The sequence below is a fragment of the Rhizobium sp. N731 genome (assembly GCF_001664145.1).
GTDB lineage: Bacteria > Pseudomonadota > Alphaproteobacteria > Rhizobiales > Rhizobiaceae > Rhizobium > Rhizobium esperanzae.
In genome coordinates, this window is record NZ_CP013601.1 from 4,288,070 (window position 1) to 4,310,268 (window position 22,199).

The following is a 22,199-nucleotide window of genomic DNA, read 5'->3' on the forward strand; positions in this document are numbered from 1 at the left end:
GGCGAGACAATTGGGAACGGACCTGCATGCGCCTTTGGGGCGCAACCGCAAAACCGGCAGTCGGCGGCCGGGAGTGCTGCGCCTTGGCCGCATCGCCGCCAGTCTGTGCCTTTTCGCGATAGGCGGCTTCTCTCTCTATACGGCGTTTCGCGGCGAAGGGCTCGAACGCAAAAAACCGCCGACAACCGAGCAAGCGGCAGCGCCCTCTTCCAGCACGTTTCAACCGGCACAGACGCCGGCCGGCCAGGCGGCGGATGGCATACCGCGCGCCGAACCGCGTTCGGGCGCCAATGTCGAGCAGATGGTCACCGGTGACGGCTCCGTCGTTACCAAGTACAGCCCCCGTCCCCGCGACGGCAGTGGGCCGGTATTGGTCGATGCCATGCAGATCGGCCAGGATCCGCGCATGGCGGCGCTGCCGAACGAGACACTGCTTGAGGATTCGGCCTATGGCAGGCTGCCGATCGTCGGCCCCGACGGCCGACGGCCGATGGATCAGTATGCCCGTCCCTCGTCCGGCGCCCGTGGTGTGCGCGTTGCCATTGTCGTCAGCGGCCTTGGGCTCAGCCAGACGGGAACGCAGCGCGCCATCGCCGAATTGCCCGAGGAGATCACGCTGGCCTTTGCCGCAAGCGGCAACAGCCTCCAGCGCTGGATGCAGGAGGCTCGCCGCGGCGGCCATGAAATCCTCCTGCAGGTGCCGCTGGAACCCTTTGATTACCCGGCCAACGATCCAGGACCGGAGACCCTGCTCACCTCCAAGCCGGTCGCCCGCAACATCGAGAACCTGCACAAGGCGATGGGCGAGATCACCAACTACACCGGCATCATGAACTATCTCGGCGGCCGTTTCCTTTCCGACCCTGCCGCCATGGAACCCGTGATGCGCGATATCGGCAAGCGTGGCCTGCTCTTCCTCGATGACGGGACGTCGGCGCAGTCGAAAACGGCTGATGTCGCCAAGGGGACCGAACTGCCCTATGCCTTTGCCGATCTGCAGCTCGACGGCCAGCTTGACGTCAACGCCATCCTGAAGAAACTCGACGAGCTCGAACGCATCGCTCGCAAGAACGGCCAGGCGATCGGCATCGCCTCGGCTTTTGACGAAAGCGTCGACGCCATTGCCAAGTGGAGCGAAGAGGCTTCGATGCGCGGCATCGAGATCGTCGGCGTCGCGTCGCTTTCCAACGACCCCAGAAACCCCTGAGATGATGTCCTCAACGGAGAAGAAGATGAGCCAGGCGACCGTGAAAGCCGAGGATCTGCCCTATCGCCCATGCGTCGGCGTGATGATCCTGAACCGCGATGGCCTGGTCTGGGCCGGCCGGCGTATCCCTGACGGCAATTCCGAATATGACGGCTCGCCGCAGCTCTGGCAGATGCCACAGGGAGGCATCGACAAGGGCGAGGATCCGTTGGACGCCGCCTATCGCGAGCTCTATGAGGAAACCGGCATCAGGACGGTGACGCTGCTCGCCGAAGCAAGCAATTGGATCAATTACGATCTGCCGCCGGCGCTGATCGGCATCGGGCTGAAAGGGAAATTTCGCGGCCAGACGCAGCGCTGGTTCGCCTTCCGCTTCGAGGGTGACGAGAGCGAGATCGCCATCAATCCGCCGCCCGGCGGCCACGATCCCGAATTCGATGCCTGGGAATGGAAGCCGATGCAGGCACTGCCAGGCCTGATCGTTCCTTTCAAACGCGCTGTCTACGACCAGGTGATTGCCGAGTTCCAGCATCTGGCGGCGTTGCAATCGGAAGGCTGATCATGCCGGGATGCTTCCGTTTTGTGCGCGGCGAGCGCGGGAGTGCCGGCCGCTCTGAAGCGGCCGACATCCAATGGGAGCTTATTCGGCTTCGTCAGCGGAATCGGCGTTGAGCTGGCCGTATTTGCTTTCACCGATTTTTTCGAGCAGATCGAGCTGCGTTTCGAGGAAGTCGATATGGCCTTCTTCATCGGCCAGCAGCTCTTCGAACAGCTTCATCGAGACGTAATCGCCGGCGTCATAACAGATATCGCGCGACTTCTTGTAGGCCGTGCGGGCGTCGTACTCGCCGGCGAGATCGGCTTCGAGGACCTCCTTGACGTTCTGGCCGATGCGCAGAGGGGCCAGAGTCTGCAAATTGGGATGGCCTTCGAGGAAGATGATGCGGGCGACGAGCCGGTCGGCATGATGCATCTCTTCGATGGATTCGGCGCGTTCCTTCTTGGCGAGCTTGGTGTAGCCCCAGTCCTCGAGCAGCCGATAATGAACCCAATATTGGTTGACCGCCCCGAGTTCGAGGAACAGTGCCTCGTTAAGCCGCTCGATGACCTTTTTGTCGCCTTTCAATGTCCGCTCTCCTGTTTTCCTCATGGAATTGCTTCAAGCGCGACATGAAATCAAATATTTCGGCTTCCGTCGAGTGGCGGCGGGCGTGATAATCCTCGGTTGTACGGATAATGATGTCGACCACATTTGGGAAGCAGCCGCAGCAACGGCCTCGCTTTTCCATCGCATGATAGACCTTCGCAGGCACGATAAGCTGCCAACAATCTTCGTCGAGAAGGTTGATGATAACCTCCCGGATTTCCTTGTCGGTTATGTAATTGCAGCTGCAGACAAGCACGTCTTCATTTCCAAACATGACACTGACTATCGTGTTTTCTGCTAAAGAAGATGGCGGCTGTCAAGAAAAAATTCGAATCCGACGGCATCGATTGGAAGCGATGGGCGCGGCCTGTTGCAGATTGACTGAAACTGTGCGGCGATCGCACGATAAGGCATGCCCCGGTCGATCCGACTGCTCAATGAAAGTTCCGCCCGCGCGGCATGACCCCGGCGGTTTCCGCCGCACCGGCATGGCGGTCCGCGGCACCCGCCTGCCTTTCAAATTCCACACTTTCCTGCGCATTCGCAAGCCTTCTCTGTCGTGGATCGACCCCTGGCCTCAGCACCTCGTCGGCGCGCTCGCAGGCGCCGAAGCGTCGGGCCTCGCGTTGTAAGATGCCAAGTGCCGGCGTCATATCCTCGATATGCTCGACGACCGTATGGATTACGCCGCTATGGCTTTGCAGCCTGCCTCGGATTTTCACGAGCCGGGCGCCCATGACGACCGCCCGGTATTTGTCGAATATCTTGCTCCAGACAATAGCGTTGGCAACGCCGGTCTCATCCTCCAGCGTCATGAAGATTACGCCCTTGGCCGAACCCGGGCGCTGGCGCACCAGCACCAGACCGGCGATGGTCACCCTCTTTCCGTTCGGCACCGTCAGGAGATCGACATTGCGCGTGATGCCCATCTTTCGGAATTCCTCCCGCAGGAAAGACACCGGATGCGCCTTCAGCGACAATGACAGATAACGATAGTCCTCGATCACCTGCTCGCCCGGCGGCATATCAGGCAGACTGGTCTTCGGTTCGACCTGCAGATCGATATGGTTCACCCGATCGAACAGAGGCAATTTTTCAGGAGCGTATTTCGTATCCAATGCCCTTGCAGCCCAAAGCGCCTCACGTCTCGACAGGCCGATCGAGCCGAAGGCATCGGCATCCGCCAGCCTTTCGATATCGGCTTTGTCGAGACCGGACCGCAGCCAGAGATCACGAACCGAGCCATAACCATCGCCCCTGTTGGCGAGAAGGCTCTCCAGCGCTTTCTCGGACAGACCCTTGACCTGCCGAAAGCCGAGGCGAACGGCTCGCTTTGCCTTGATGATGGCTCGCATATCGGCATGCCGCCTATCGACGGCAGTTCTGTCGAATACCGCCTCTTCGAGATGGCAATCCCAATTGGATCTGTTGATGTCGACGGGTCGGACCTCGACCCCGTGTTCCCTGGCATCACGAACAAGCTGCGCCGGCGCGTAAAAGCCCATCGGCTGCGAATTGAGCATGGCAGCGCAAAAGACGTCGGGATAATAGGCCTTGATCCAGGACGAGGCATAGACCAGCAGGGCGAAGGAAGCCGCATGGCTTTCCGGAAAGCCATATTCGCCGAAGCCTTCGATCTGGCTGAAGCAGCGTTCGGCGAAATCCCTCGGATAGCCTCTGCTGGTCATGCCATTGATCAGATCATCCTTGAACGCGTTGACCTTTCCCAACCGCTTGAAGGTCGCCATCGAGCGGCGCAGGCGGTCGGCCTTGGCAGGCGAGAATCCCGCCGCCGTAATCGCGATCTGCATCGCCTGTTCCTGAAACAGCGGGACGCCAAGCGTCCGCTTGAGGATCGGGATCATCTCGTCTTTCGGATAGTCGATCTTGAAACCGGGAGAATGCGACTGCTCCCGTCGCGTCAGGTAGGGATGGACCATATTGCCCTGAATTGGTCCCGGACGGACGATCGCCACTTCGATCACGAGATCGTAGAATCGTCGCGGCTTCAGCCGGGGCAGCATGCTCATCTGCGCCCTGCTTTCGATCTGAAAGACGCCCAGCGTGTCGGCCCGGCACATCATGTCATAAACCGGTACGCCCTCGTCTCCGTGTTCCCTATTGCCGAGATCGGCAAGGGTTTTCTTCACGTCGTAATGCAGTTCGAGCAGCGAGAAAGCTTTCCTGAGACAGGTCAGCATTCCGAGCGCCAGAACATCGACCTTCAGGATCTTGACATTGTCGAGATCGTCCTTGTCCCATTCGATCATGTAGCGATCCGGCATCGCCGTCTTCATGATCGGCACGACTTCATCGAGCCGGTCCCGGGTGATGACGAAGCCGCCGACATGCTGGGTCAGGTGACGCGGAAATCCGAGGAGCTCGGACGCATAGCGCAGAACGTTTAATGTCACCGGGTCCGAAATATCGAGCCCCGCCGCCTTGGCATCCCGCTCCGACAGATTATCCTCCGACCAGCCCCAGACCAGGCTGCTGATCGCCGCTTGGACGTCCTCCGAAAGCCCGAAGGCCTTGGAGACCTCGCGGCCGGCGGAACGGGTGCGATAGGTGGTGACACCGGCCGTCAGCCCGGCATGCTCCTTGGTATATTTTCTGTAGATGTGCTGGATGACGTCTTCGCGTCGGTCGTGCTCGAAATCCACATCGATGTCAGGCGGCTCGTCACGATCCATCGAGATGAAGCGGTCGAAAAGCAACGTGCTTTTGGTCGGATCGACTTCCGTGATCTCGAGGCAATAGCAGATGACCGAGTTGGCTGCAGAACCGCGGCCCTGGCACAGGATCTTCAATTCATAACGTGCATGCTGGATAAGCTTGTGGACCGTCAGGAAATAGGGCTCGTATTTCTTCTCCCGGATGAGATTGAGTTCATAGTCGATCTGGGTCTGGATTTGAGCAGGAACGCCATCCGGATAGCGCTTCACAGCGCCCTCCTTCGTCAGACGCTCGAGGGTTTCATAAGGCGTCTCGCCGGGATCGTTTTCCGGCGGGTAATTGTGTTTCAGCTCATCGAGCGAAAACGAAAGCCTGCCGAAAAATGTCCCGGTATTGGCAATCGCCTCCGGATAGTCGCGAAACAGCCGGGCCATTTCACGTGGGTCCTTGAGATAACGCTCGGCATTCGGAGCAAGAAGAAATCCTGCCTCGGCGATCGGCACATGCTCCCGGATCGAGATGACGATATCGGAAAGGGGGCGGCGATCCGTATGGTGATAGAGCGGCTGGTTGGTCGCGATGACAGGAATGCGGTGGCGGGCGGCGATCACGGAAAGTGCCGCGAAAACCTGCCTGTCGCGGCCATCATAGGCAGGCGCCAGCGCCACGTGAAACGCCTTGCCGAAACGGTTCCGGAACCGGGCGAGACAGGCTTCCAATTCCTGCTGGGCGACAGGCTCGATGGCAGCCGCCTGGCCGGGAACGAGGGCAAGCATCATCTTGTCTCCCCATTCCATGATATCCGCCTCGTAAAGCAGGCAGGATCCCTTCTCCGCTCTCAAATTTCCCGCACTCAGCAAACGGCAGAGATGCGCCCACCCTTGCCTGTTCTCAGGATAAGCAAGGATATCAGGCGTTCCGTCCGAAAAAACGAGACGGGCGCCCGGCTGAATCCGGATCGGATCGAGAACCTTCTCTTCCTCTCTGCCGTCGAGGTTCTTCTCGTGCCTTCTTCTGAATTTCTCTTCGATCTCCTGCGCCTGCGCATGCGCCCGAACGACGCCGGCTACCGAATTCCGGTCGGCGATTCCAAGACCGGAAAGTTTCAGCGCAGCGGCCTGCACCACCATTTCCTCGGGCTTCGAAGCACCCTCCAGAAAGGAGAAATTGGTGCGGGCGCCGATCTCGAAAAATGCAGGTGCCGCACTCATGCGAAAATCCCGTGCATGAACCAGCGCGGCGGCGGCTCTTCACCGTAAAAGCCTTCGCGATAAATCCAGAAACGATGCCCGGCATTATCCTCGACACGGAAATAGTCACGCGTTTTGGCGTCGGCGCCATCGATCCACCACTCCATGGCAAGCCGTTCCGGGCCTTCGCTGCGCAGAACCTGATGCTGCATACGGCGCCACCGGAAACTTTGCGGCGGCCCTTCCGGAACTTCGGCAAGCAAGGCCTCCACCGGTTCCGGTCTGGCAAAAAGCCTCAGGGGCCGCTCGCTGCGAGCTGGGGAAAGACGGCATCCCTCGCTCCTGCGATGCGCCGGAAAACTTTCCATGAACGGGCTTGCAATAGCGGCACGCTCCGGCACGTGGCTTTCGCGGAGCTGAAAGCTTTGGAGACAGTCCGCGCCAAGGCGGGCCGCGACGCGGTCGACGAAAGCTGCAAGCGAGACCTCTCTTTGCCGGCCGCCGTCGAAGTCACCCTGTGTGCCTTCGAAGGGCTCATGGCGCACGACATTCAGCCGCAGGATCTCGAAACCATATCCGGCATCGAGATCATCATGAATTGCCTGCAGACGCTGGGAAAAAAGATCCGCGATCCGCTTCGGCTCTCTGAGCGGCCGTGAAGCGCCGACCGAAATCCGGAAAACCCGGCCATCGACCCGAAACAGCACGAGTTCGAAGACGCGGCCACCGGCGCCGCGAGCTTCCAGGGAGGGTTTCAGCGACACGGCGATCTGGCCGGCAAGGGCGAGAATATCCTCTTCGGTGCCGATCGGCTCGGCCAGCCGCCGCTCGGCCGAAAGGCTCGCAACCGGCAGGCGCGGCGAAACCGGTTCCTCGTCATGTCCGAGCGCCTGATCGAGCCGCAAAAGCAGGTTCGCTCCAAAACGGCGGGTCAACGGCGCCCGCGGCGCATTCATGACATCGCCGATATATTTCAGCCCGAGCTTCTTCAGCGATGCCACGGTGTCTTCGTTCAATCGAAGCGCGGCGACCGGCAGCGGCGCCAGCACATCCTCCATTTCCTCGTCTTCGATGACGCCGCCATTGCCGAAACGAGCGATGGCCGAGGAAAGGCCGGGCGAAGAGGAGATCGAACCCTGGACGTCGAGCCCCATATGGAAAAGCCTGAGGAGAATATCCTTCAGCAACGCTCTCTCGCCGCCGAAAAGATGGGCACAGCCGCTAATGTCGAGAAACAGCCCGTCCCGTCCGTCGATCGCCACCAGCGGCGTATAGCGGTCGCACCAGTCGGCGATGGCTTCGAGCAGCCGCGCATCGGCGGCCGAATCCTCCTCAACGATATCGAGTTTCGGATGCATGGCGCGCGCTTCCGCGACACCCTGACCCTTCTTCAGGCCAAGCGCCTCCGCGGCCTCGTCCAGCGCCGTCAGGCGCATGGCATTTTCGTGCTTTCCGGCGCAGACGATCGGCGCAGCCTCAGGACGCCCTTTCGAACGCCAGGAAAGACCCCATTTTCTGCGGGCGATCCTGTCCGTCGAAAGATGCGGAAAGCTGAGCGCCAGGATGCGCTGACCGTTCGTCTGGAGTAAGAGCGCGCCTTGGCTCGTCGATGGGGAAAAACTGACGTTCATGGGGGTTCCACTCCAGAAGAAGGGAGAGCGGAGCCGGGTTGCGGCTCTTCTCCAGGCTGAGATGAAAAACCGGATTGCCGATACTGCCGGCAAGTCTCGATCCATCCGGCAGAGCCCGCATGCCGGAGGGCGCGGGTTCGGCAAGCAGCCGGAAGGCGGCACTGCTCGCCTCCTCCTCTCCGGCCTGCCGAAGCAGGAAGAGGGGCCGGCCGGCCGCCTTGGCGCGAAGACCGAGCCGCCGGCTCTCGGTCAGGCCGAAATGCGCAGGATTGCCCCTGATCTCCAGGATGACCACCGAAAAGGCGCCGCTTTCCACCGCGGTTTCCGCAAGCCAGAGCGCCTCGTCGAGCTTGCGCGGCAAAGCCTGCAGGAAACACTCGGGCCGCAGGCCGAAATCCTGCAGACCCACTGCATAGGGAAGACCGGCTTCCATCGTCGAGACCGTATCGCCGATCCAGAGTATTGGCGAACAATCGCTCGCCTCCTCCACTCGCTGCAGCAGCGCTGCGGCCGCAAGGGCGAACCCACTGGCAGCTCCCGCATCCCGGAAAAGCGTCGAACGGATTTCCGTTATCGCATCGAGCGGCAGCCCGCCTTCCATCGCTTCGTCGAGCGATGCCACGCCAAACGGCAGGCGCTGTGCGCGCCCATTCCGTTCCGCATCCTGCCGCCCGGTCTCACCCGAAGCCAGGGCTTCCCGCTCCGCTGCCGCAAGCGCCGGCGCAGGCTTTCCTTCCAGCTTGGCAATGGTTTCGCGGAGCGCAAAAAGCCGCTCGCGCGCCAGGGCGTTCTGCGCCATGGCGTTTACTCCGTCCGTCTTGTTCCTGTTATGTTCTTATGGATTCCAGAGAGCTGAAGAAGAGTCAACAACCATTTTCTATGAATTTATTCCTGCCTTTGATTCCGCACTCGAAAATCGGCGGCAAAGGTTCTATATGGGCCCGCAAAGGAAGGAATATTCATGGCCCGCATAGACCAGAGCGATGATTGGCAGGACCGCCATGCGCCGACGATCAGCACCTTCGAGTCGCTGGCCATGGAGGCTTACAGCCATCTACCGGATGAATTCCGCCAGCTGACGACCAATCTCACGATCGAGATCGAGGATTTCCCCGATGACGACGTTTTCGAGGACATGGCGCTGGAAACCCCTTTCGATCTGCTCGGCCTTTTCGAAGGCAGGGGAATTTCCGAACGTTTCACCGTGGAAACCGGCGAGATGCCGAACCGCATCCGTCTCTACCGCCGCCCCATCCTCGATTATTGGGCCGAGAACGACGAGACGCTCGGCGATATTATCACTCACGTCCTGATCCACGAGATCGGCCACCATTTCGGGCTGAGCGACGAGGATATGGAGCGGATCGAGGCCAGCGCCGAGGAAGCTGCCGACCGCTGAAACCGTGCGTTCGGCAGAAGGTCCTATTGCTCGGAGAGCTTCATCTCCGGATCATAATCCTTGCCTTCGACAGTCTTGACGACGGCCTGTCCGCACTGCATCGCGCCGGTTGCGGCATTGAAGGCATAGGTCGGCGAACCCTCCAGCGACCAGCCCTTGTTGAGGGCGGCGGTAACCTTGTGGCAGAAGGAAGCGTCGTCGGGGCCGGTCAGGAAGCGGTAGAGTTTCATCAGGCGTGCTTTCTTGCAGAAATCAGACGCGCTTTATGAACCAGAGCTTCGGCCTGGACAAGATGCAGCCGCTCGATCATCCGCCCGTTCGCATTGATGACGTTGAGGCCCCTGGCCGCCGGATCAGCAAAGGCTGATATGATTGCCTGCGCCTCGGCAATCTCCTCCGCGCTCGGGCCGAAATGCCGGTTGGCGGCCGCAATCTGCGCGGGGTGGATCAGCATCTTGCCGGCAAAACCCATGGCACGTCCCTGCCCGCATTCGACGTCGAAACCTTCGCCATCCCGGAAATCGTTGAAGACGCTGTCGAGCGCATCGAGCCCAGAGGCCTTGACCGCCAGAATGACCTGCATCAGCCAAGGCACGAGAAAGCTTCGCCCCGGCTGCGGCAGGACGCCGGTCTCCTTGCGCAGATCATTGAGGCCGACGACGACGCAATCGAGCCGCGCCCCCGGTATGCAGCCGGCTTCGGCGATCGCCCTGACATTCAGCACGCCACGCGGCGTCTCGATCATGGCCCAGATGCGCAGCTCCTCCGGCGCATCTGCATCGGCAAGCAGATCGCCGATGTCGGTGACATCCTGGGGGCCATCCACTTTCGGCAGGAGAACGGCGTTGGGCAAAAGCGCCTTGACCAGATCGAGATCCGCCGCCCCGAATGCGGATGACAGAGAATTGATGCGGATGATCCTTTCCTTGCCCGCAAGCGGCGGCCCGGCAAAAAAAGCCCGCAGATTTTCCCGCGCCTGACCCTTGTTCTCCGGCGCGACGGAATCCTCCAGATCAAAAATAACCGCATCACAATCAAGGGAACGGCTCTTTTCGAGCGCCCGGAGATTGATGGCCGGGACACTCAGCACCGAGCGGCGCAGACTTGAGGAACGCAGAGGTGTAGTTTGCTTCATCAGCCATTAGTGCCAAGCTTCGCAAAGCCCGGCAAGACAACAAAAAGCCATGCTTGCCTTGCAGAGAGGAAAAGGAAGGACCACATTCCTTTCTGTAGAAAGGTCTCAAACCCATGCAGAACATTCGCTCCATCTTCTTCATGCTGGCCGGCGCCACCTTTTTTGTCGCCATGCTGCTTCTCACCTTCTCGGTGACGCTTGCCGTCGGCGGCATCCTGACCGTGCTCATGGTCGGACGCGCGCTTTCGATGAAGATGAAGCCTGCTCCGGTCCGCGCCAAGGCAAACAACGGCAAGCCGGAGATGCGCATCTGGAACGACGGTCGCGGCACGATCATCGATCTCTGAGGCCTGCTTTCAAAAAAATCGCCGACACTGTCGCATCATGCTTCCATGATACGTCTTTGAAGCAGCCGGGCATTCTGCCGGCGCTCAAAAACGATGGAGGACGAGCATGGATACGACGGAAAACAAGCCGGCCAAGTTGCCGCCGGTGAAGAATGGCCTGCTGCCCTATCTGACCGTCGACGGCGCGGTGAAGGCCGCGGATTTCTACAAGAAGGCCTTCGGTGCCGAAGAGGCCCACAGGGTGCCGGTCGATGAAAGCGGCCGGACGATGCATATTCATCTCTATATCAATGGCAGCTCCCTCATGCTGGCGGATGCCTATCCCGAATACGGCCATCCCTTCAAAGGTCATGAAGGCTTCGCCATCCAGCTTGTCATCGACGATATCGATTTCTGGTGGGATCGTGCCGTGGCCGCCGGCGCCGAAGTCGTCATGCCGGTCGAACTGATGTTCTGGGGTGACCGTTACGGCCAGCTTCGCGACCCGTTCGGCGTCCTCTGGGGTTTGAACGCGCCTGCCAAATAACGGGGCGCGTACCGTTGCCAGGCCACGCGAAACGCCGCGTGGCCATCATTTGAAAGCATGTCGCGCAAAAGTGTGCAGCGGTTTTGCGAGAACGACATGCGGCAGACCAGACCTAAAGCGTAGCAAGCGAATCTGAAAGATCGCGGTACGCTTTAGAAAGATTCTCCTTCATTTCGGCAAAAAACTGGACTAGATGCACATTCAGGAAAGTACATTTGCTGAAATGGAGCATGGGTCATGGATAAATTCGTGAAGCTCACGGGCGTTGCAGCCCCCCTGCCGGTCGTCAACATCGACACCGACATGATCATTCCGAAGGACTATCTGAAGACCATCAAGCGCACCGGTCTCGGCAAGGGCCTTTTCGCCGAAGCCCGCTACAATGAAGACGGCTCCGAAAATCCCGATTTCGTGCTGAACAAGCCGGCCTATCGCGATGCCAAGATTCTGGTCGCCGGCGATAATTTCGGCTGCGGTTCCTCGCGCGAGCACGCTCCCTGGGCACTGCTCGATTTCGGCATTCGCTGCGTGATCTCCACCAGTTTTGCCGACATTTTCTACAACAACTGCTTCAAGAACGGCATCCTGCCGATCAAGGTGAGCCAGGAAGACCTCGACAAGCTGATGGATGACGCCTCGCGCGGCTCCAACGCCATCCTGACAGTCGACCTCGAAAACCTCGAGATCACCGGCCCCGATGGCGGCTCGATCAAGTTCGATCTCGACGAGTTCAAGCGCCACTGCCTGCTGAACGGCCTCGACGATATCGGCCTGACCCTGGAAAAAGGTAAGGCGATCGACGAATTCGAAAAGAAGAACGCCGCTTCGCATCCCTGGGCCGCTTAACCCTGACGAACTGCCGATCGATCAAGCCGGGCTTTCGCCCGGCTTTTTCTTTATAGCGGCGCGCATCTCACGCGCGCAAAGGACGCTGTAACTGCCGCAGCTCAGAGAAATTTCTCTTTCCAGAGCCTCAGCTTTTCCAGCGACACGCCGATGCCGCCGCAGACTTCGATCAGCGGATTGTCGAAGCGGGCAAGCAGCCCGGCATGCACATCGGCAACGGCAAGGGCAGCACCGCAGGCCGGCTCGACCAGGATGCGCTGCGCATCGGCAAATTTCAGACAGGCGGCAACGGCGTCGGCGTCGCTGACGAGAACGCTTTCGATCGGATGCCGTTTCGGCAGGTCGAAGACATGCGGGGCCACCTGCCGCGCGCCGAGCGATGTGGCGATCGAGGTGATTGCGGGCAGGGCGATGCGCTCATTTGCCTTGAGGCTCTCATGCAGCGAAGCTGCCCCTTCGGTTTCGACGGCAATCACAGGCACGTCGGGCAGCCCGTTTCGCTTCAGCCCCTCGACAATGCCGGCAAGCAGCCCGCCGCCGCCGACGCTGGTGACGACACAGTCAAATTTTGCCCCCTTCGCCACCACTTCGTCGATCAGCGTCGCATGGCCATCCCACAGAAGCGGATGGTCGAAAGGATGCACATAACTTGCCTTGCGGCTGCGGGCGAGTTCGACCGCGTGGGCATTGGCTTCGTCAAAAACGGCTCCGTGCACGAGGACATTGGCGCCGGTTGCGGCAATCGTCTGCCGAACATCGGCCGCCGTCGTCTCCGGCACGACGATCGTGACCGGCACGCCGAGCGCCCGGCCGGCATAGGCCGCGGCAATACCGGCATTGCCGCCGGAAGCACAGAAGATCTCGCGCGCGCCATTGTCCACCTCGTGCCGGCAAAGCCGACCGACGCCGCGCAGCTTGAAGCTGCCGGAGGGCTGCAGTGCATCGAGCTTCAGCCAGAGCGGCTTGCCGCTGGCGCTGTAATCAGGCGCTGTTCGAGCCAGAGGCGTGTCGAGATGAAGAGGCGCTGAAGGCATGGAAACATTCCGGAAATAAATGCTGGAGCCTACCGTTCTATTCCAGTTGAAGGCGTCGGAGCAACTATCGTGGCTGAGAACGAAGCGTACCGATTCGCCCGTTCCCTCGCTTGAAATGCCCAGTTCCGGGGTCTAAGAAGCCGCAGCTTGTTTTTCCAGGAGGGCTCCATGACAGCGCGCAATCTTTTCCTGCTGCCGGGTGACGGCATCGGTCCCGAGGCCATGGGCGAGGTCCGCAAGATCATCGCCTATATGAACGAGGCGATGAATGCCGGTTTCGTTACCGACGAAGGCCTTGTCGGCGGCTCTGCCTATGATGCCCATGGTACGGCGATCTCGGAAGCCGACATGCAGAAGGCGCTTGCCGCCGACGCCGTTCTCTTCGGCGCGGTCGGCGGCCCCAAATGGGATAGCGTGCCTTACGAAGTGCGTCCGGAAGCCGGCCTGCTTCGCCTGCGCAAGGACCTGCAGCTCTTCGCGAACCTGCGTCCCGCCATCTGCTATCCGGCTCTTGCCTCGGCCTCGTCGCTGAAGCCGGAACTGGTCGAAGGCCTCGACATTCTGATTATCCGCGAGCTGACGGGCGGCGTCTATTTCGGCGAACCGAAGGAGATCATCGACCTCGGCAACGGCCAGAAGCGCGGCATCGACACGCAGGTCTACGATACCTACGAGATCGAACGCATCGCCGGCGTCGCTTTCGAAATGGCCCGCACAAGGCAGAACCGCGTCTGCTCCATGGAAAAGCGCAACGTCATGAAGTCGGGCGTGCTGTGGAACCAGGTCGTGACCGAAACGCATAAGGCGAAATATTCCGACGTTCAGCTCGAACATATGCTGGCCGATGCCGGCGGCATGCAGCTCGTGCGACAGCCCAAGCAGTTCGACGTCATCGTCACCGACAATCTTTTCGGCGACATGCTCTCCGACGTCGCCGCCATGTTGACCGGTTCACTCGGCATGCTGCCCTCGGCTTCGCTCGGCGCGCCGGATGGTAAAACCGGCAAGCGCAAGGCGCTCTACGAGCCGGTGCACGGTTCGGCCCCCGACATCGCCGGCAAGGGCATTGCCAATCCGATCGCCATGATCGCCTCCTTCGCCATGTGCCTGCGTTACTCCTTCAACCTGGTGAAGGAAGCCGACGATCTGGAAAAGGCGATCGCCAACGTGCTCGACAAGGGCATCCGCACCGGCGACATCATGGCCGATGGCGCAAGGCAAGTCGGCACCGCCGAGATGGGCGATGCGATCCTCGCCGAGTTCAAGGCGCTTTCCGTCTGATATATTTCACGTGAAACAGTTTCCCGCCCTTCGCATCACGCATGCGGAAGGCTTTTTCATGTGAGGCCGAGCGGCCGCAGCCGGGTCGGCCGAAATATCCGAAACGGACTATTCTCAGCCACAATCTCGTGTATTTTTGCGCCGAATTTTAACCCGGCAAAATCGAACGGACGACAGGATGCGGGCATTTTGGGCTTCCCTTGATAGGCGCTGGCGCCGCGGCAGCGTTGGCATGCCGCCCTTGCGCTGGCAGGCCTGCCTCTTCGTCACCATCAATGCCGTGGCTCTTTCCATGCTGCTCTTCGATGCCCCGGTCGGCGCCAGCGAACGCCCTGCGGTGGTGAAGCAGCTCGGCCAGCTGCTGACCGGCTTCGGCGATTCTGCCTGGCTGATCTGCATCAGCATTCTGCTCTTCTTTCAGGGCAGGGCGGGTTACAAGCTTTTGAAGAGCGCGCGCTCCAAGGCGCAGGCGCTTTATGTCAGTTGGATCGGCGCCTATCTCTTCACCACGGTTGTCTTCTCCGGACTTCTCGCCAATCTCCTGAAACGGGCGATTGGAAGGGCGCGTCCCGACCATTTCCACGATTACGGCATGTTTTCTTTCACACCCTTTTCGGGCCATGCCGCTTTCGAAAGCTTTCCGTCCGGCCATTCCACCACGGTCGGCGCCTTCTTTGCCGCTTTTGCGCTTCTGTTTCCGCGCTACCGCATTCTCTTCATCGCCTGCGCCATCTGGCTTGCCATGACGCGCGTCATGGTCGGTGCGCACTATCCAAGCGACGTTATCGCCGGCCTCGCACTCGGCGGCTGGTTCTCGCTACTGACGGCAATCGTCTTTGCCCGCTGCGGCCTGCTCTTCAAACTGGCGCCGGATGGCTGGCCGCTCGCAAAACGCCTGTTCCCCGACATCGAAAAGCCCGGCGCCTTGTGAGCGCCGGGCCGTTTTCTCGAGCATGTCAGACGCGAACGCGTCATCAATCCAATGCGTGGATATCCCTGTTCTTCGTCTCCGGCAGGAAGATCACGCCGATGACAAGGGTGATCGCCGCAAAGACGATCGGGTACCAGAGGCCGTAATAGATATCGCCTGCGGCAGCGCTCATCGCGAAGGCCGTCGCCGGCAGCAGGCCGCCGAACCAGCCGTTGCCGATGTGATAGGGCAGCGACATGCCGGTGTAGCGGATGCGGGTCGGGAAGAGCTCGACCAGAAGTGCCGCGATCGGGCCATAGACCATCGTCACATAGATCACGAGGACGAACAGGATGGCGATCGTGCCGATCCAGTTGACGCGATTCGGGTCGGCGACCATGGCGAAGGTGCCGCCATTGGCGATGTTGTAGACCGCCATGTCGGTGACGCCATTGGCTTCGTCCGCCGTCAGCAGCTTGCCTTCGACCAGCTTGGCTGCCGGCATGGTTTCCTTCTCGCCGGTGCGTACGGCCTCGGCATTGAGCGCAAGTTCCGGATTGGCGGCGATAAAGGCATCGAGCTTGGCATCCGGCACCTTGGCGACGCCGCGCTTCAGCGGGTAGCCGGCATCGTGAAGAGCAATGTTGACGCCTTTTTCAAAAGCGGCGGTCATGCCCTTCGCCTTGTCGCCGGCGGCAGCGGCGTCGAAGCTCGGGACCGTCGCGTTACCGACCTTCACCGTCGCCGGCTGTCCGGCGGGGCCGGGTACGACGTCATAAGGCACCGAGTTCTTGGTCAGGAACGCCGTCGCCACGTCGCAGGAGCTGGTGAACTTCGCCGTGCCCGTCGGGTTGAACTGGAACTTGCAGTCCGCCGGATCGGCCGTAACTGTTGCACGGATCGAGGCCTGCGCTTCGGCAAGTGCCGGGTTTGCCGTCCAGGTCATCGCCTTGAACAGCGGATTATAGGTCACCGCCGCGATGAGAAGGCCCGCCATGATGATCGGCTTGCGGCCGATCTTGTCGGAAAGGCCGCCGAAGATGACGAAGAATGGCGTGCCGAGGAAGAGCGCAATAGCGACCATGACATTGGCCGAGAAGAGGTCGACCTTCAGCACGTTCTGCAGGAAGAACAGCGCATAGAACTGGCCGCCATACCAGACGACCGCCTGGCCCATGGTGGCGCCGAGAAGCGCGATGAGTGCGATCTTGGCGTTCTTCCACTGCCCGAAAGCTTCGGTCAGCGGCGCCTTGGAGCCCTTGCCTTCCGCCTTCATGCGCTGGAATGCCGGCGATTCATTCATCTTCAGGCGAATCCAGACCGAAATGCCGAGCAGGACGACCGAGACCAGGAACGGTATACGCCAGCCCCAGGCGGCGAATTGAGCCGGAGCCATCAGCGACTGAACGAGAATGATGACGATCAGCGACAGGAACAGGCCGAGCGTTGCCGTCGTCTGAATCCATGAGGTGAAATAGCCGCGACGGCCGTTCGGCGCATGTTCGGCGACATAGGTCGCGGCACCGCCATATTCACCGCCGAGCGCCAGACCCTGCAGCAGGCGCAGGCCGATCAGGATGATCGGAGCAGCGATGCCGATGCTGGCGGCTCCCGGCAGGATACCGACGAGAAAAGTCGACATGCCCATGATCAGGATCGTCACCAGGAAGGTGTATTTGCGGCCGACGAGATCACCGAGACGGCCGAACACCAGCGCACCGAACGGACGCACCAGGAAGCCGGCGGCAAAGGCGAGCAGCGTGAAGATGTTGCGCGTCGCCTCGGGATATTGGGTGAAGTAGGTCGCGCCGATATAGGTGGCGAGCGAACCGTAGAGATAGAAATCATACCATTCGAAAACGGTACCGAGCGAAGAGGCGAAGATGACCTTCTTCTCCTCGCCCGTCATCGGACCGGCCTTCGCGCCGTCGATGCTTGCGACATTTGCCATTGTCTGTCCTCCACAGAGTGATGAGCAACGCGCGCGGCCTACTCTCCTCAAAGCATACCCCTGGCCGCGACACGCCTGACGAGAGTGTGCCAGAAAAGATGGGCCGCAAAGAGAGATGCTTTGGGATTATGACTTTAGTCTAACAAGGCCGCGTTCCGTCACGCGCATCGGGGCGTTGCTCAGCCCTCCTGCCCGGCGATGACATTTGGCGGCGGGACGGTTTCAGCCGGTTTGCGAAAGGGAACCTGCTACGCCCTCAGCGCCTGCGCCGGCGATTGCCGGTAGGCAAGCACCGCCGGCAACGCGGCGAGAACGCCGGCAAAGGCAAGCAACACTCCCATAAGCCCGGCATCTTCCCGGGCGAAGCCAACCGGCATGGCGATGCCGCTGGTCTGGGAGAGCATGCCGGACAAGGTCAGCGCCGCGGCGAAACCGAATGCAAATCCAAGTGCTATGCCGACCGCCACCAGGAAGAAGAATTCCAGGAAGACGATTCCGAAGATCGCGCCGCGCGGGGCTCCGAAGGCTCTGAGCGCGCCGATCTGGCGACGGCGCTGGCCGATATGGATGACCGTGACCAGCACCAGCGAGGCCGCGACGAGAGCTTGTGCGCCGGAAGCGACCGCGACAAGGATCTGCTTGGCGTCGCCGAGCGTGGCGTAAAGATTGGTCAGGACCTCGCCGGGGAAGACGGCGATGGTATTGCCGTTGCGATAGTCCTGTCGAAGCTTATAGGCATCGGCGATCGTTTTCGGTTTGACGAGGATAGCCGGAAGGCCTGGAGCATCTGCGGCCCAGGTCTCTTTCAGCACGGCTTCCGGATCGAGCTCCCCATGATGATCATGCGCGTCATGATCGGCGCCGGCATGATCATGATCGTGTGCGCCCTCCTCGGCGCCTTCCGTATGCTCCTCGGCGTCCAGCCCGTGAATGTGCCAGACCGCCTGAATGGGAACGAGAATCGCCCGGTCCCAGGCAGTATCCGTCGGCTGCAGGCGGCCGACGACATGATAGGCGAGTTCGGTATGGGTTTCGCCCCCTTCTTCCGCCGAACCGTGCATCGGCTTGATTTCATCGCCGAGCGAAAGCCTGACCGCGGAGCCGATCACTGCCTCTCCTTCGTGCGTGAAAGCCTTGCCTTCGGCAAAGTCACCGGACAGCTTGTTCGACATTTTTGCCGTCGTGCCGACGATCGGGTAGCCGGAGAAGGAATCGCCGAAGCCGATCGGCGCCGCCCAGTCGACTCGGGGGTCGGCGGCAAGTCTCGCCAGCACCTCGCCCGGCATCAACGGCAGGGGCGAGGGCTGCAGGAAGACGGAGGAGAGCACGAGTTGCGTCTCGCTGCCGCCGGCGCCGATGACGAGGTCGAACTTATCGGCGGCGCGCGCGCTGCCGAGGCGAAGCGCCCGCTCCTGCAGGACCAAGGAGACGCCGAGCGCGGTCGCAAGCGCCAACAACAGCACGACAACCAGCGATCCCGCCCACAGGCGGCGAAGATCGGCGCAAATGAAGCGGATCATGCGGCCTCTCCCGCAACGGCAATGGCATCCTCGCTGATCCGGCCGGAGCTCAGCGTGATGCGCCGGTCGAGACGGCCGGCGAGCCGCTGGTCGTGGGAAACGACGATCAGCGTGCTGCCTTCGACATTGGCAAGCTCGAGGAGGAGATCGCCGACGGCCTCACCGCTTTCTGCGTCGAGGCTCGCGGTCGGCTCATCGGCAATGATGACACCGGGCTTGCGCAGCAGCGCGCGGGCGATCGCCACGCGCTGCATCTCGCCGCGCGACATGGTCTCGATCTTCTGGCCGGGCCGGGACAGGTTGACGGTGTTCAAAAGCACATGCGCCCGCTCGATGACGGCGGCCGTCGCGGCGCCGGCAAGCCGGGCAGGCAGAAGCACGTTCTCGAGTGCCGACAGGCCGGGGAAAAGATGGAATTCCTGCATGACCAGGCCGATATTGACGGCGCGGAACCGGTCGCGCCGGCTTTCCGAAAAAGCGGCGATATCCTCACCGTTCCAGCGGATCTGGCCCTGCCGCGTCCGCTCCAGACCGGTGACGACATTGACGAAGGTGCTCTTGCCGGAGCCTGATGCTCCCGTAATCGCGACCCTGCTGCCGGCCACGATCGACAGGCGGCCGATCGCCAGCGCCGGCGAGGAGAGGCCCGGAAAGGTAACGTCAAGGTTTTCGATATCGAGTGCGAGCATGTCGGTTCAAACAGCGAAATATTCGGCTTGGCGGATCCGCAGCAGGCTGACGAAGCCGGTTTCCGGATCCGTCCAGGAGCCGTATTCCAGCGTGCCGCGCACTTCGATTGTCTGGCGCGGCTGCACGAAGGTCTGTTTTTCCGAGAGATAAACCACGACGATATTGTCGGGCCAGTCCGCATCCGAAGAGCAGAAGGGGCAGAGCGACATCGGCACTTCGGTGAGTACGAAGAACTGCGCCTCGGCCTTCAGCGGCGGCGCCATGAAGCCCTTCATGCTGATTTCCTGGCCGGCAAGGCGCTTCACCTTGTCGGAGAATTCGAGGCCGAGCACGCCGAACTTACCATAGAGCTCGCCGAAGGAGAGCGAAGGATCGGCAGCGCGAACGATGGAGGCGATAAAGGGAAGCGCAACAGCGGCGCCGATCAGCCGGCGGCGGCTGAGATGCAGCGAAGAGAATATGTCCATGGCGACCTCCAGGAAGCAGATCCCGGCCGCTGAATGGCCGGAACCATGATCGACAAAAGAGGCAAGGCCGGCAAGCGGCCCTGCAAGATCGGCTTAAAATCAGTTCGTCTGCTTGGCGCCGAGAGCGAAGGTGTCGGCGAGCACGCGATAGACGTCGCTCTGTTCCATGTAACCATGGAAGCCTTCGGCACCCGGACCCGCCGACTGCAGGACGACGTCATCGACGGCATGAACGCCGCTCTCGCTGCTCTTCGGAAGATTGCCCTGTACGAAGACGGCGCCGGGAACATCCTTATACTGTTCGTTGGCGACATACTCCTTCTTCTCGTTCTGGACGGCCGGAACGAAAGGACCGTCGAGCTTCGGACGGAAGGTCTCGTAGTGATCGGGGCCGTTGTTGGCGCTCAGGAACAGGCGGCGGCTGACGTCGATCTTGTCGGGATAACCGTCGCCATTTTCATCCTTGTAGTTCGGGAAGCCGGCCTCGGCGTAGGTGCCGACCTTTTCGCGCATTTCCGTGCCGGGCTTCTCGTCGTCGACGGTGCCGATGATCGATACGCCGTGCGTGTGGTCGCCGGTGACGACGATCAGAGTGTCCGGATGGGCCTTCTGGAATTCGCGGGCAACGCCGATCGCCTTGTCGAATTCGATGGTGTCGAGAACCGCACGGTCCCAATCCAGCGGATGGGACATCTTGTCGATCGAGGAGCCTTCGACCATCAGGAAGAAGCCGTCAGCATTCTTCGAGAGGCGGTCGAGCGCAACCTTGGTCATCTCGACGAGACCCGGCTGGTTCGGGAACTTGTCGACGGTGCCTTTCTTCAGGAACTCGCGATCGAGCGTGACGTCCATATTGCCGGTGTGGAAGAGGCCGAGCAGGTTGCCTTCAGCCGACGCATTGGCGGCCAACTCGTTCTTGTCGGTCGCAAGCTTGTAGCCGGCATCCTGGAACAGCTTGATGTAATCCTGATTGTCCTTGCGCTTGGAGCCGGCGACTTCCTTGCCGAGGAAATAGGCCGAGCCGCCGCCAAGGATGACTTCTGGCTTCACCTCGAGCAGCATGCCGACGATGTCGGCCTTTTCGTTGCGGCTGCGGGTATGGGAAACGACCGCAGCTGGCGTCGCATCCTCGATCTCGGAGGTCGCGACAATGCCGATCGACTTCTTCGTCGTGCGGCGAACGGCCTCGCCAAAGGTTTCGACGCGCGGGTCGTCGAGTGCGGCCGGTGTCCGGTCCGCATAGACACCGAGCGCGTTGACGGCCGTCTTGTGCCCAGTCATGAAGGCCGACATGGTGTTGGCCGAGTCCGTGGCAACGGCATTCGTCGCTGACGTGCCGATAAAAGCCATATGATCGAGATCGTCCATATTCAGGCGGCCGTTCGCTTTGCCCTCGGTCATGCCCTTGGACATGATGCGGGCGGCGGTGCGATGCGCGACGGAAAGGCCGTCGCCGAGGAGGAAGATAATGTTCTTGGCCTTCGGCTGAGCGGCGGTTTCGTAAACGTCCCAGGTGACCGACTTCGTCTCATCGCCGGCGGAGACCTCGATCTTGTAGGCGCCGGGTTCCGAGATCTTCAAGCCGCGGAGCAGAATAGCGGAACCGAGGGCCTTGTCTTCCTTGCCTTTTTCCAGCTCGATGAACTGCGCTTCGCCCCCAAGGACAGTCTTGTAATCCTGACCGTTGACCGTGACCTTCACATCTTCCGGCTTGACCTGCTTGTTGAGCTCGACCTTGAAATCGAATGGGGAGCCGGCAAGGATCGTCGCGCGATCAAGCGGATAGACTGTCGTCGCCTGAGCGGCGCCCGCGAGGATGGTGGTGGCCGCAAAGGCGGCGAGAAGCATACGCATGGAAAACCCCCGTTTTCGTTGCAGACATTAACAACCGGGCTGGGATATCTCCCGGGCATGACAGCGGCATGACAAAACGTCCGGGCTTGCGGCCGCCCCTTTTGACCTGCTGTCTGCTCACGCAAAAACCTTGACTCCTGTGGAAAACCTTCTAAGAGCAACAGCGGAAAAGGAATCTCCATGGTTCGCGACGAACACGCCATTGCCGCACGCGATGACCGGGCACGGGTTGCCGGGGTGGATATTGCCGTTCCGGTTTCTTCCAAAACCAAGGCCAAAACGACGACGAAAACCGTCTGACGTCTCTGGCCTGCCGCTCTCTCCCCGGCTCGGCTGGGGACAGGAAGACGCGATCCGTCGCGCCTTTCCCCTCACCGGACAAGAGGAG

At 60.9% G+C, this 22,199-nt stretch carries 20 protein-coding genes and 2 pseudogenes; 9 read left to right on the plus strand and 13 right to left on the minus strand.

Features of this window, described 5'->3' with window-relative positions:
- Positions 1-10: 10 nt before the first annotated feature.
- Both AMK02_RS20720 and AMK02_RS20725 read left to right on the plus strand, forming a co-directional pair.
- A complete protein-coding gene (locus tag AMK02_RS20720) occupies positions 11-1,207 on the plus strand; it encodes a divergent polysaccharide deacetylase family protein (RefSeq protein WP_064805732.1) in 1,197 nt (398 codons plus the stop codon).
- A 25-nt stretch (positions 1,208-1,232) separates the two neighbouring features.
- Positions 1,233-1,766: an RNA pyrophosphohydrolase gene (locus AMK02_RS20725; protein ID WP_064805734.1), complete on the plus strand. Its 534-nt coding sequence runs from the start codon at positions 1,233-1,235 to the stop codon at positions 1,764-1,766.
- Positions 1,767-1,847: 81 nt separating this feature from the next.
- Here the strand turns inward: AMK02_RS20725 and bfr are convergent, their stop codons facing one another.
- From bfr to AMK02_RS32200, 5 genes and pseudogenes are all read right to left on the minus strand, one after another.
- Positions 1,848-2,333, minus strand: coding sequence for a bacterioferritin (gene bfr, locus AMK02_RS20730; RefSeq protein ID WP_064805736.1), 486 nt, complete (start codon positions 2,331-2,333; stop codon positions 1,848-1,850).
- A pseudogene (locus tag AMK02_RS30305) lies at positions 2,299-2,698 on the minus strand ((2Fe-2S)-binding protein). The gene bfr and the pseudogene AMK02_RS30305 overlap by 35 nt, the downstream one beginning before the upstream one ends.
- Positions 2,699-2,788: 90 nt before the next feature.
- Positions 2,789-6,241 (minus strand): error-prone DNA polymerase, encoded by a 3,453-nt coding sequence (locus tag AMK02_RS20740; protein WP_064805739.1) that lies wholly within the window; start codon positions 6,239-6,241, stop codon positions 2,789-2,791.
- Positions 6,238-7,656 carry a Y-family DNA polymerase gene (locus AMK02_RS20745; RefSeq protein WP_064805741.1) on the minus strand — a complete coding sequence of 473 codons (1,419 nt, stop codon included), beginning with the start codon at positions 7,654-7,656 and terminating at the stop codon, positions 6,238-6,240. Before AMK02_RS20745 ends, AMK02_RS20740 begins: the two co-directional genes overlap by 4 nt.
- A 40-nt stretch (positions 7,657-7,696) precedes the next feature.
- The gene (locus AMK02_RS32200; RefSeq protein WP_064805743.1) at positions 7,697-8,650 is read right to left on the minus strand and encodes an ImuA family protein; all 954 of its coding nucleotides are present in this window, start codon (positions 8,648-8,650) and stop codon (positions 7,697-7,699) included.
- A 162-nt stretch (positions 8,651-8,812) separates the two neighbouring features.
- Between AMK02_RS32200 and AMK02_RS20755 the strand changes: the two genes are divergently transcribed.
- On the plus strand, positions 8,813-9,250 hold the full coding sequence (locus AMK02_RS20755) for a metallopeptidase family protein (protein WP_064805745.1): 438 nt from the start codon (positions 8,813-8,815) through the stop codon (positions 9,248-9,250).
- A gap of 23 nt (positions 9,251-9,273) precedes the next feature.
- Here AMK02_RS20755 and AMK02_RS20760 read toward each other — a convergent pair whose 3' ends face one another.
- Together AMK02_RS20760 and AMK02_RS20765 are read right to left on the minus strand one after the other, a co-directional pair.
- Entirely contained in the window at positions 9,274-9,480 is a 207-nt protein-coding gene (locus AMK02_RS20760) for a DUF1737 domain-containing protein (RefSeq protein ID WP_009996762.1), read from the minus strand.
- Positions 9,480-10,385 carry an HpcH/HpaI aldolase/citrate lyase family protein gene (locus AMK02_RS20765; protein ID WP_064805747.1) on the minus strand — a complete coding sequence of 302 codons (906 nt, stop codon included), beginning with the start codon at positions 10,383-10,385 and terminating at the stop codon, positions 9,480-9,482. The genes AMK02_RS20760 and AMK02_RS20765 overlap by 1 nt, the downstream gene beginning before the upstream one ends.
- A gap of 113 nt (positions 10,386-10,498) precedes the next feature.
- Between AMK02_RS20765 and AMK02_RS20770 the strand changes: the two genes are divergently transcribed.
- The 3 genes from AMK02_RS20770 to leuD all read left to right on the plus strand — a co-directional run bounded on the left by AMK02_RS20770 (position 10,499) and on the right by leuD (position 12,104).
- Positions 10,499-10,732: a hypothetical protein gene (locus tag AMK02_RS20770; RefSeq protein WP_064708240.1), complete on the plus strand. Its 234-nt coding sequence runs from the start codon at positions 10,499-10,501 to the stop codon at positions 10,730-10,732.
- A gap of 106 nt (positions 10,733-10,838) precedes the next feature.
- Positions 10,839-11,258 (plus strand): VOC family protein, encoded by a 420-nt coding sequence (locus AMK02_RS20775; RefSeq protein ID WP_064805749.1) that lies wholly within the window; start codon positions 10,839-10,841, stop codon positions 11,256-11,258.
- 237 nt (positions 11,259-11,495) lie between these two features.
- Positions 11,496-12,104: a 3-isopropylmalate dehydratase small subunit gene (leuD, locus tag AMK02_RS20780; RefSeq protein ID WP_064708129.1), complete on the plus strand. Its 609-nt coding sequence runs from the start codon at positions 11,496-11,498 to the stop codon at positions 12,102-12,104.
- A gap of 101 nt (positions 12,105-12,205) precedes the next feature.
- Here leuD and AMK02_RS20785 read toward each other — a convergent pair whose 3' ends face one another.
- Positions 12,206-13,138 carry a pyridoxal-phosphate dependent enzyme gene (locus tag AMK02_RS20785; RefSeq protein ID WP_064805751.1) on the minus strand — a complete coding sequence of 311 codons (933 nt, stop codon included), beginning with the start codon at positions 13,136-13,138 and terminating at the stop codon, positions 12,206-12,208.
- A 168-nt stretch (positions 13,139-13,306) separates the two neighbouring features.
- On the opposite strand from AMK02_RS20785, the gene leuB reads away from it, so the two are divergent.
- Positions 13,307-14,419, plus strand: a complete 1,113-nt coding sequence (gene leuB, locus AMK02_RS20790; RefSeq protein WP_064805753.1) for a 3-isopropylmalate dehydrogenase — start codon at positions 13,307-13,309, stop codon at positions 14,417-14,419.
- A gap of 178 nt (positions 14,420-14,597) precedes the next feature.
- Complete coding sequence (gene lpxE / locus AMK02_RS20795) at positions 14,598-15,350, plus strand: lipid A 1-phosphatase LpxE (protein WP_189636988.1); 753 nt, start codon at positions 14,598-14,600, stop codon at positions 15,348-15,350.
- 43 nt (positions 15,351-15,393) lie between these two features.
- Here the strand turns inward: lpxE and AMK02_RS20800 are convergent, their stop codons facing one another.
- From AMK02_RS20800 to AMK02_RS20820, 5 genes are all read right to left on the minus strand, one after another.
- A complete protein-coding gene (locus tag AMK02_RS20800) occupies positions 15,394-17,280 on the minus strand; it encodes an MFS transporter (RefSeq protein WP_064805755.1) in 1,887 nt (628 codons plus the stop codon).
- 248 nt (positions 17,281-17,528) lie between these two features.
- Positions 17,529-18,800: an ABC transporter permease gene (locus AMK02_RS20805; protein ID WP_064805757.1), complete on the minus strand. Its 1,272-nt coding sequence runs from the start codon at positions 18,798-18,800 to the stop codon at positions 17,529-17,531.
- Positions 18,797-19,489 carry an ABC transporter ATP-binding protein gene (locus AMK02_RS20810; RefSeq protein ID WP_064805759.1) on the minus strand — a complete coding sequence of 231 codons (693 nt, stop codon included), beginning with the start codon at positions 19,487-19,489 and terminating at the stop codon, positions 18,797-18,799. Before AMK02_RS20810 ends, AMK02_RS20805 begins: the two co-directional genes overlap by 4 nt.
- Before the next feature lie 6 nt (positions 19,490-19,495).
- Positions 19,496-19,957 carry a hypothetical protein gene (locus AMK02_RS20815; protein ID WP_064805761.1) on the minus strand — a complete coding sequence of 154 codons (462 nt, stop codon included), beginning with the start codon at positions 19,955-19,957 and terminating at the stop codon, positions 19,496-19,498.
- A 99-nt stretch (positions 19,958-20,056) separates the two neighbouring features.
- Positions 20,057-21,811, minus strand: coding sequence for an alkaline phosphatase (locus tag AMK02_RS20820; protein WP_064805763.1), 1,755 nt, complete (start codon positions 21,809-21,811; stop codon positions 20,057-20,059).
- A 68-nt stretch (positions 21,812-21,879) separates the two neighbouring features.
- Here AMK02_RS20820 and AMK02_RS31820 point away from each other — a divergent pair.
- Positions 21,880-22,111, plus strand: a pseudogene (locus AMK02_RS31820) (hypothetical protein).
- Positions 22,112-22,199: the final 88 nt, after the last annotated feature.

Coding starts and splice junctions, on each gene's coding strand:
- AMK02_RS20725 (WP_064805734.1), top strand. CDS start 1,233: ATGAGCCAGGCGACCGTGAAAGCCGAGGATCTGCCCTATCGCCCATGC.
- AMK02_RS20740 (WP_064805739.1), bottom strand. CDS start 6,241: ATGAGTGCGGCACCTGCATTTTTCGAGATCGGCGCCCGCACCAATTTC.
- AMK02_RS20745 (WP_064805741.1), bottom strand. CDS start 7,656: ATGCGCCTGACGGCGCTGGACGAGGCCGCGGAGGCGCTTGGCCTGAAG.
- AMK02_RS32200 (WP_064805743.1), bottom strand. CDS start 8,650: ATGGCGCAGAACGCCCTGGCGCGCGAGCGGCTTTTTGCGCTCCGCGAA.
- AMK02_RS20755 (WP_064805745.1), top strand. CDS start 8,813: ATGGCCCGCATAGACCAGAGCGATGATTGGCAGGACCGCCATGCGCCG.
- AMK02_RS20760 (WP_009996762.1), bottom strand. CDS start 9,480: ATGAAACTCTACCGCTTCCTGACCGGCCCCGACGACGCTTCCTTCTGC.
- AMK02_RS20765 (WP_064805747.1), bottom strand. CDS start 10,385: ATGAAGCAAACTACACCTCTGCGTTCCTCAAGTCTGCGCCGCTCGGTG.
- AMK02_RS20770 (WP_064708240.1), top strand. CDS start 10,499: ATGCAGAACATTCGCTCCATCTTCTTCATGCTGGCCGGCGCCACCTTT.
- AMK02_RS20775 (WP_064805749.1), top strand. CDS start 10,839: ATGGATACGACGGAAAACAAGCCGGCCAAGTTGCCGCCGGTGAAGAAT.
- leuD (WP_064708129.1), top strand. CDS start 11,496: ATGGATAAATTCGTGAAGCTCACGGGCGTTGCAGCCCCCCTGCCGGTC.
- AMK02_RS20785 (WP_064805751.1), bottom strand. CDS start 13,138: ATGCCTTCAGCGCCTCTTCATCTCGACACGCCTCTGGCTCGAACAGCG.
- leuB (WP_064805753.1), top strand. CDS start 13,307: ATGACAGCGCGCAATCTTTTCCTGCTGCCGGGTGACGGCATCGGTCCC.
- lpxE (WP_189636988.1), top strand. CDS start 14,598: ATGCGGGCATTTTGGGCTTCCCTTGATAGGCGCTGGCGCCGCGGCAGC.
- AMK02_RS20800 (WP_064805755.1), bottom strand. CDS start 17,280: ATGGCAAATGTCGCAAGCATCGACGGCGCGAAGGCCGGTCCGATGACG.
- AMK02_RS20805 (WP_064805757.1), bottom strand. CDS start 18,800: ATGATCCGCTTCATTTGCGCCGATCTTCGCCGCCTGTGGGCGGGATCG.
- AMK02_RS20810 (WP_064805759.1), bottom strand. CDS start 19,489: ATGCTCGCACTCGATATCGAAAACCTTGACGTTACCTTTCCGGGCCTC.
- AMK02_RS20815 (WP_064805761.1), bottom strand. CDS start 19,957: ATGGACATATTCTCTTCGCTGCATCTCAGCCGCCGCCGGCTGATCGGC.
- AMK02_RS20820 (WP_064805763.1), bottom strand. CDS start 21,811: ATGCGTATGCTTCTCGCCGCCTTTGCGGCCACCACCATCCTCGCGGGC.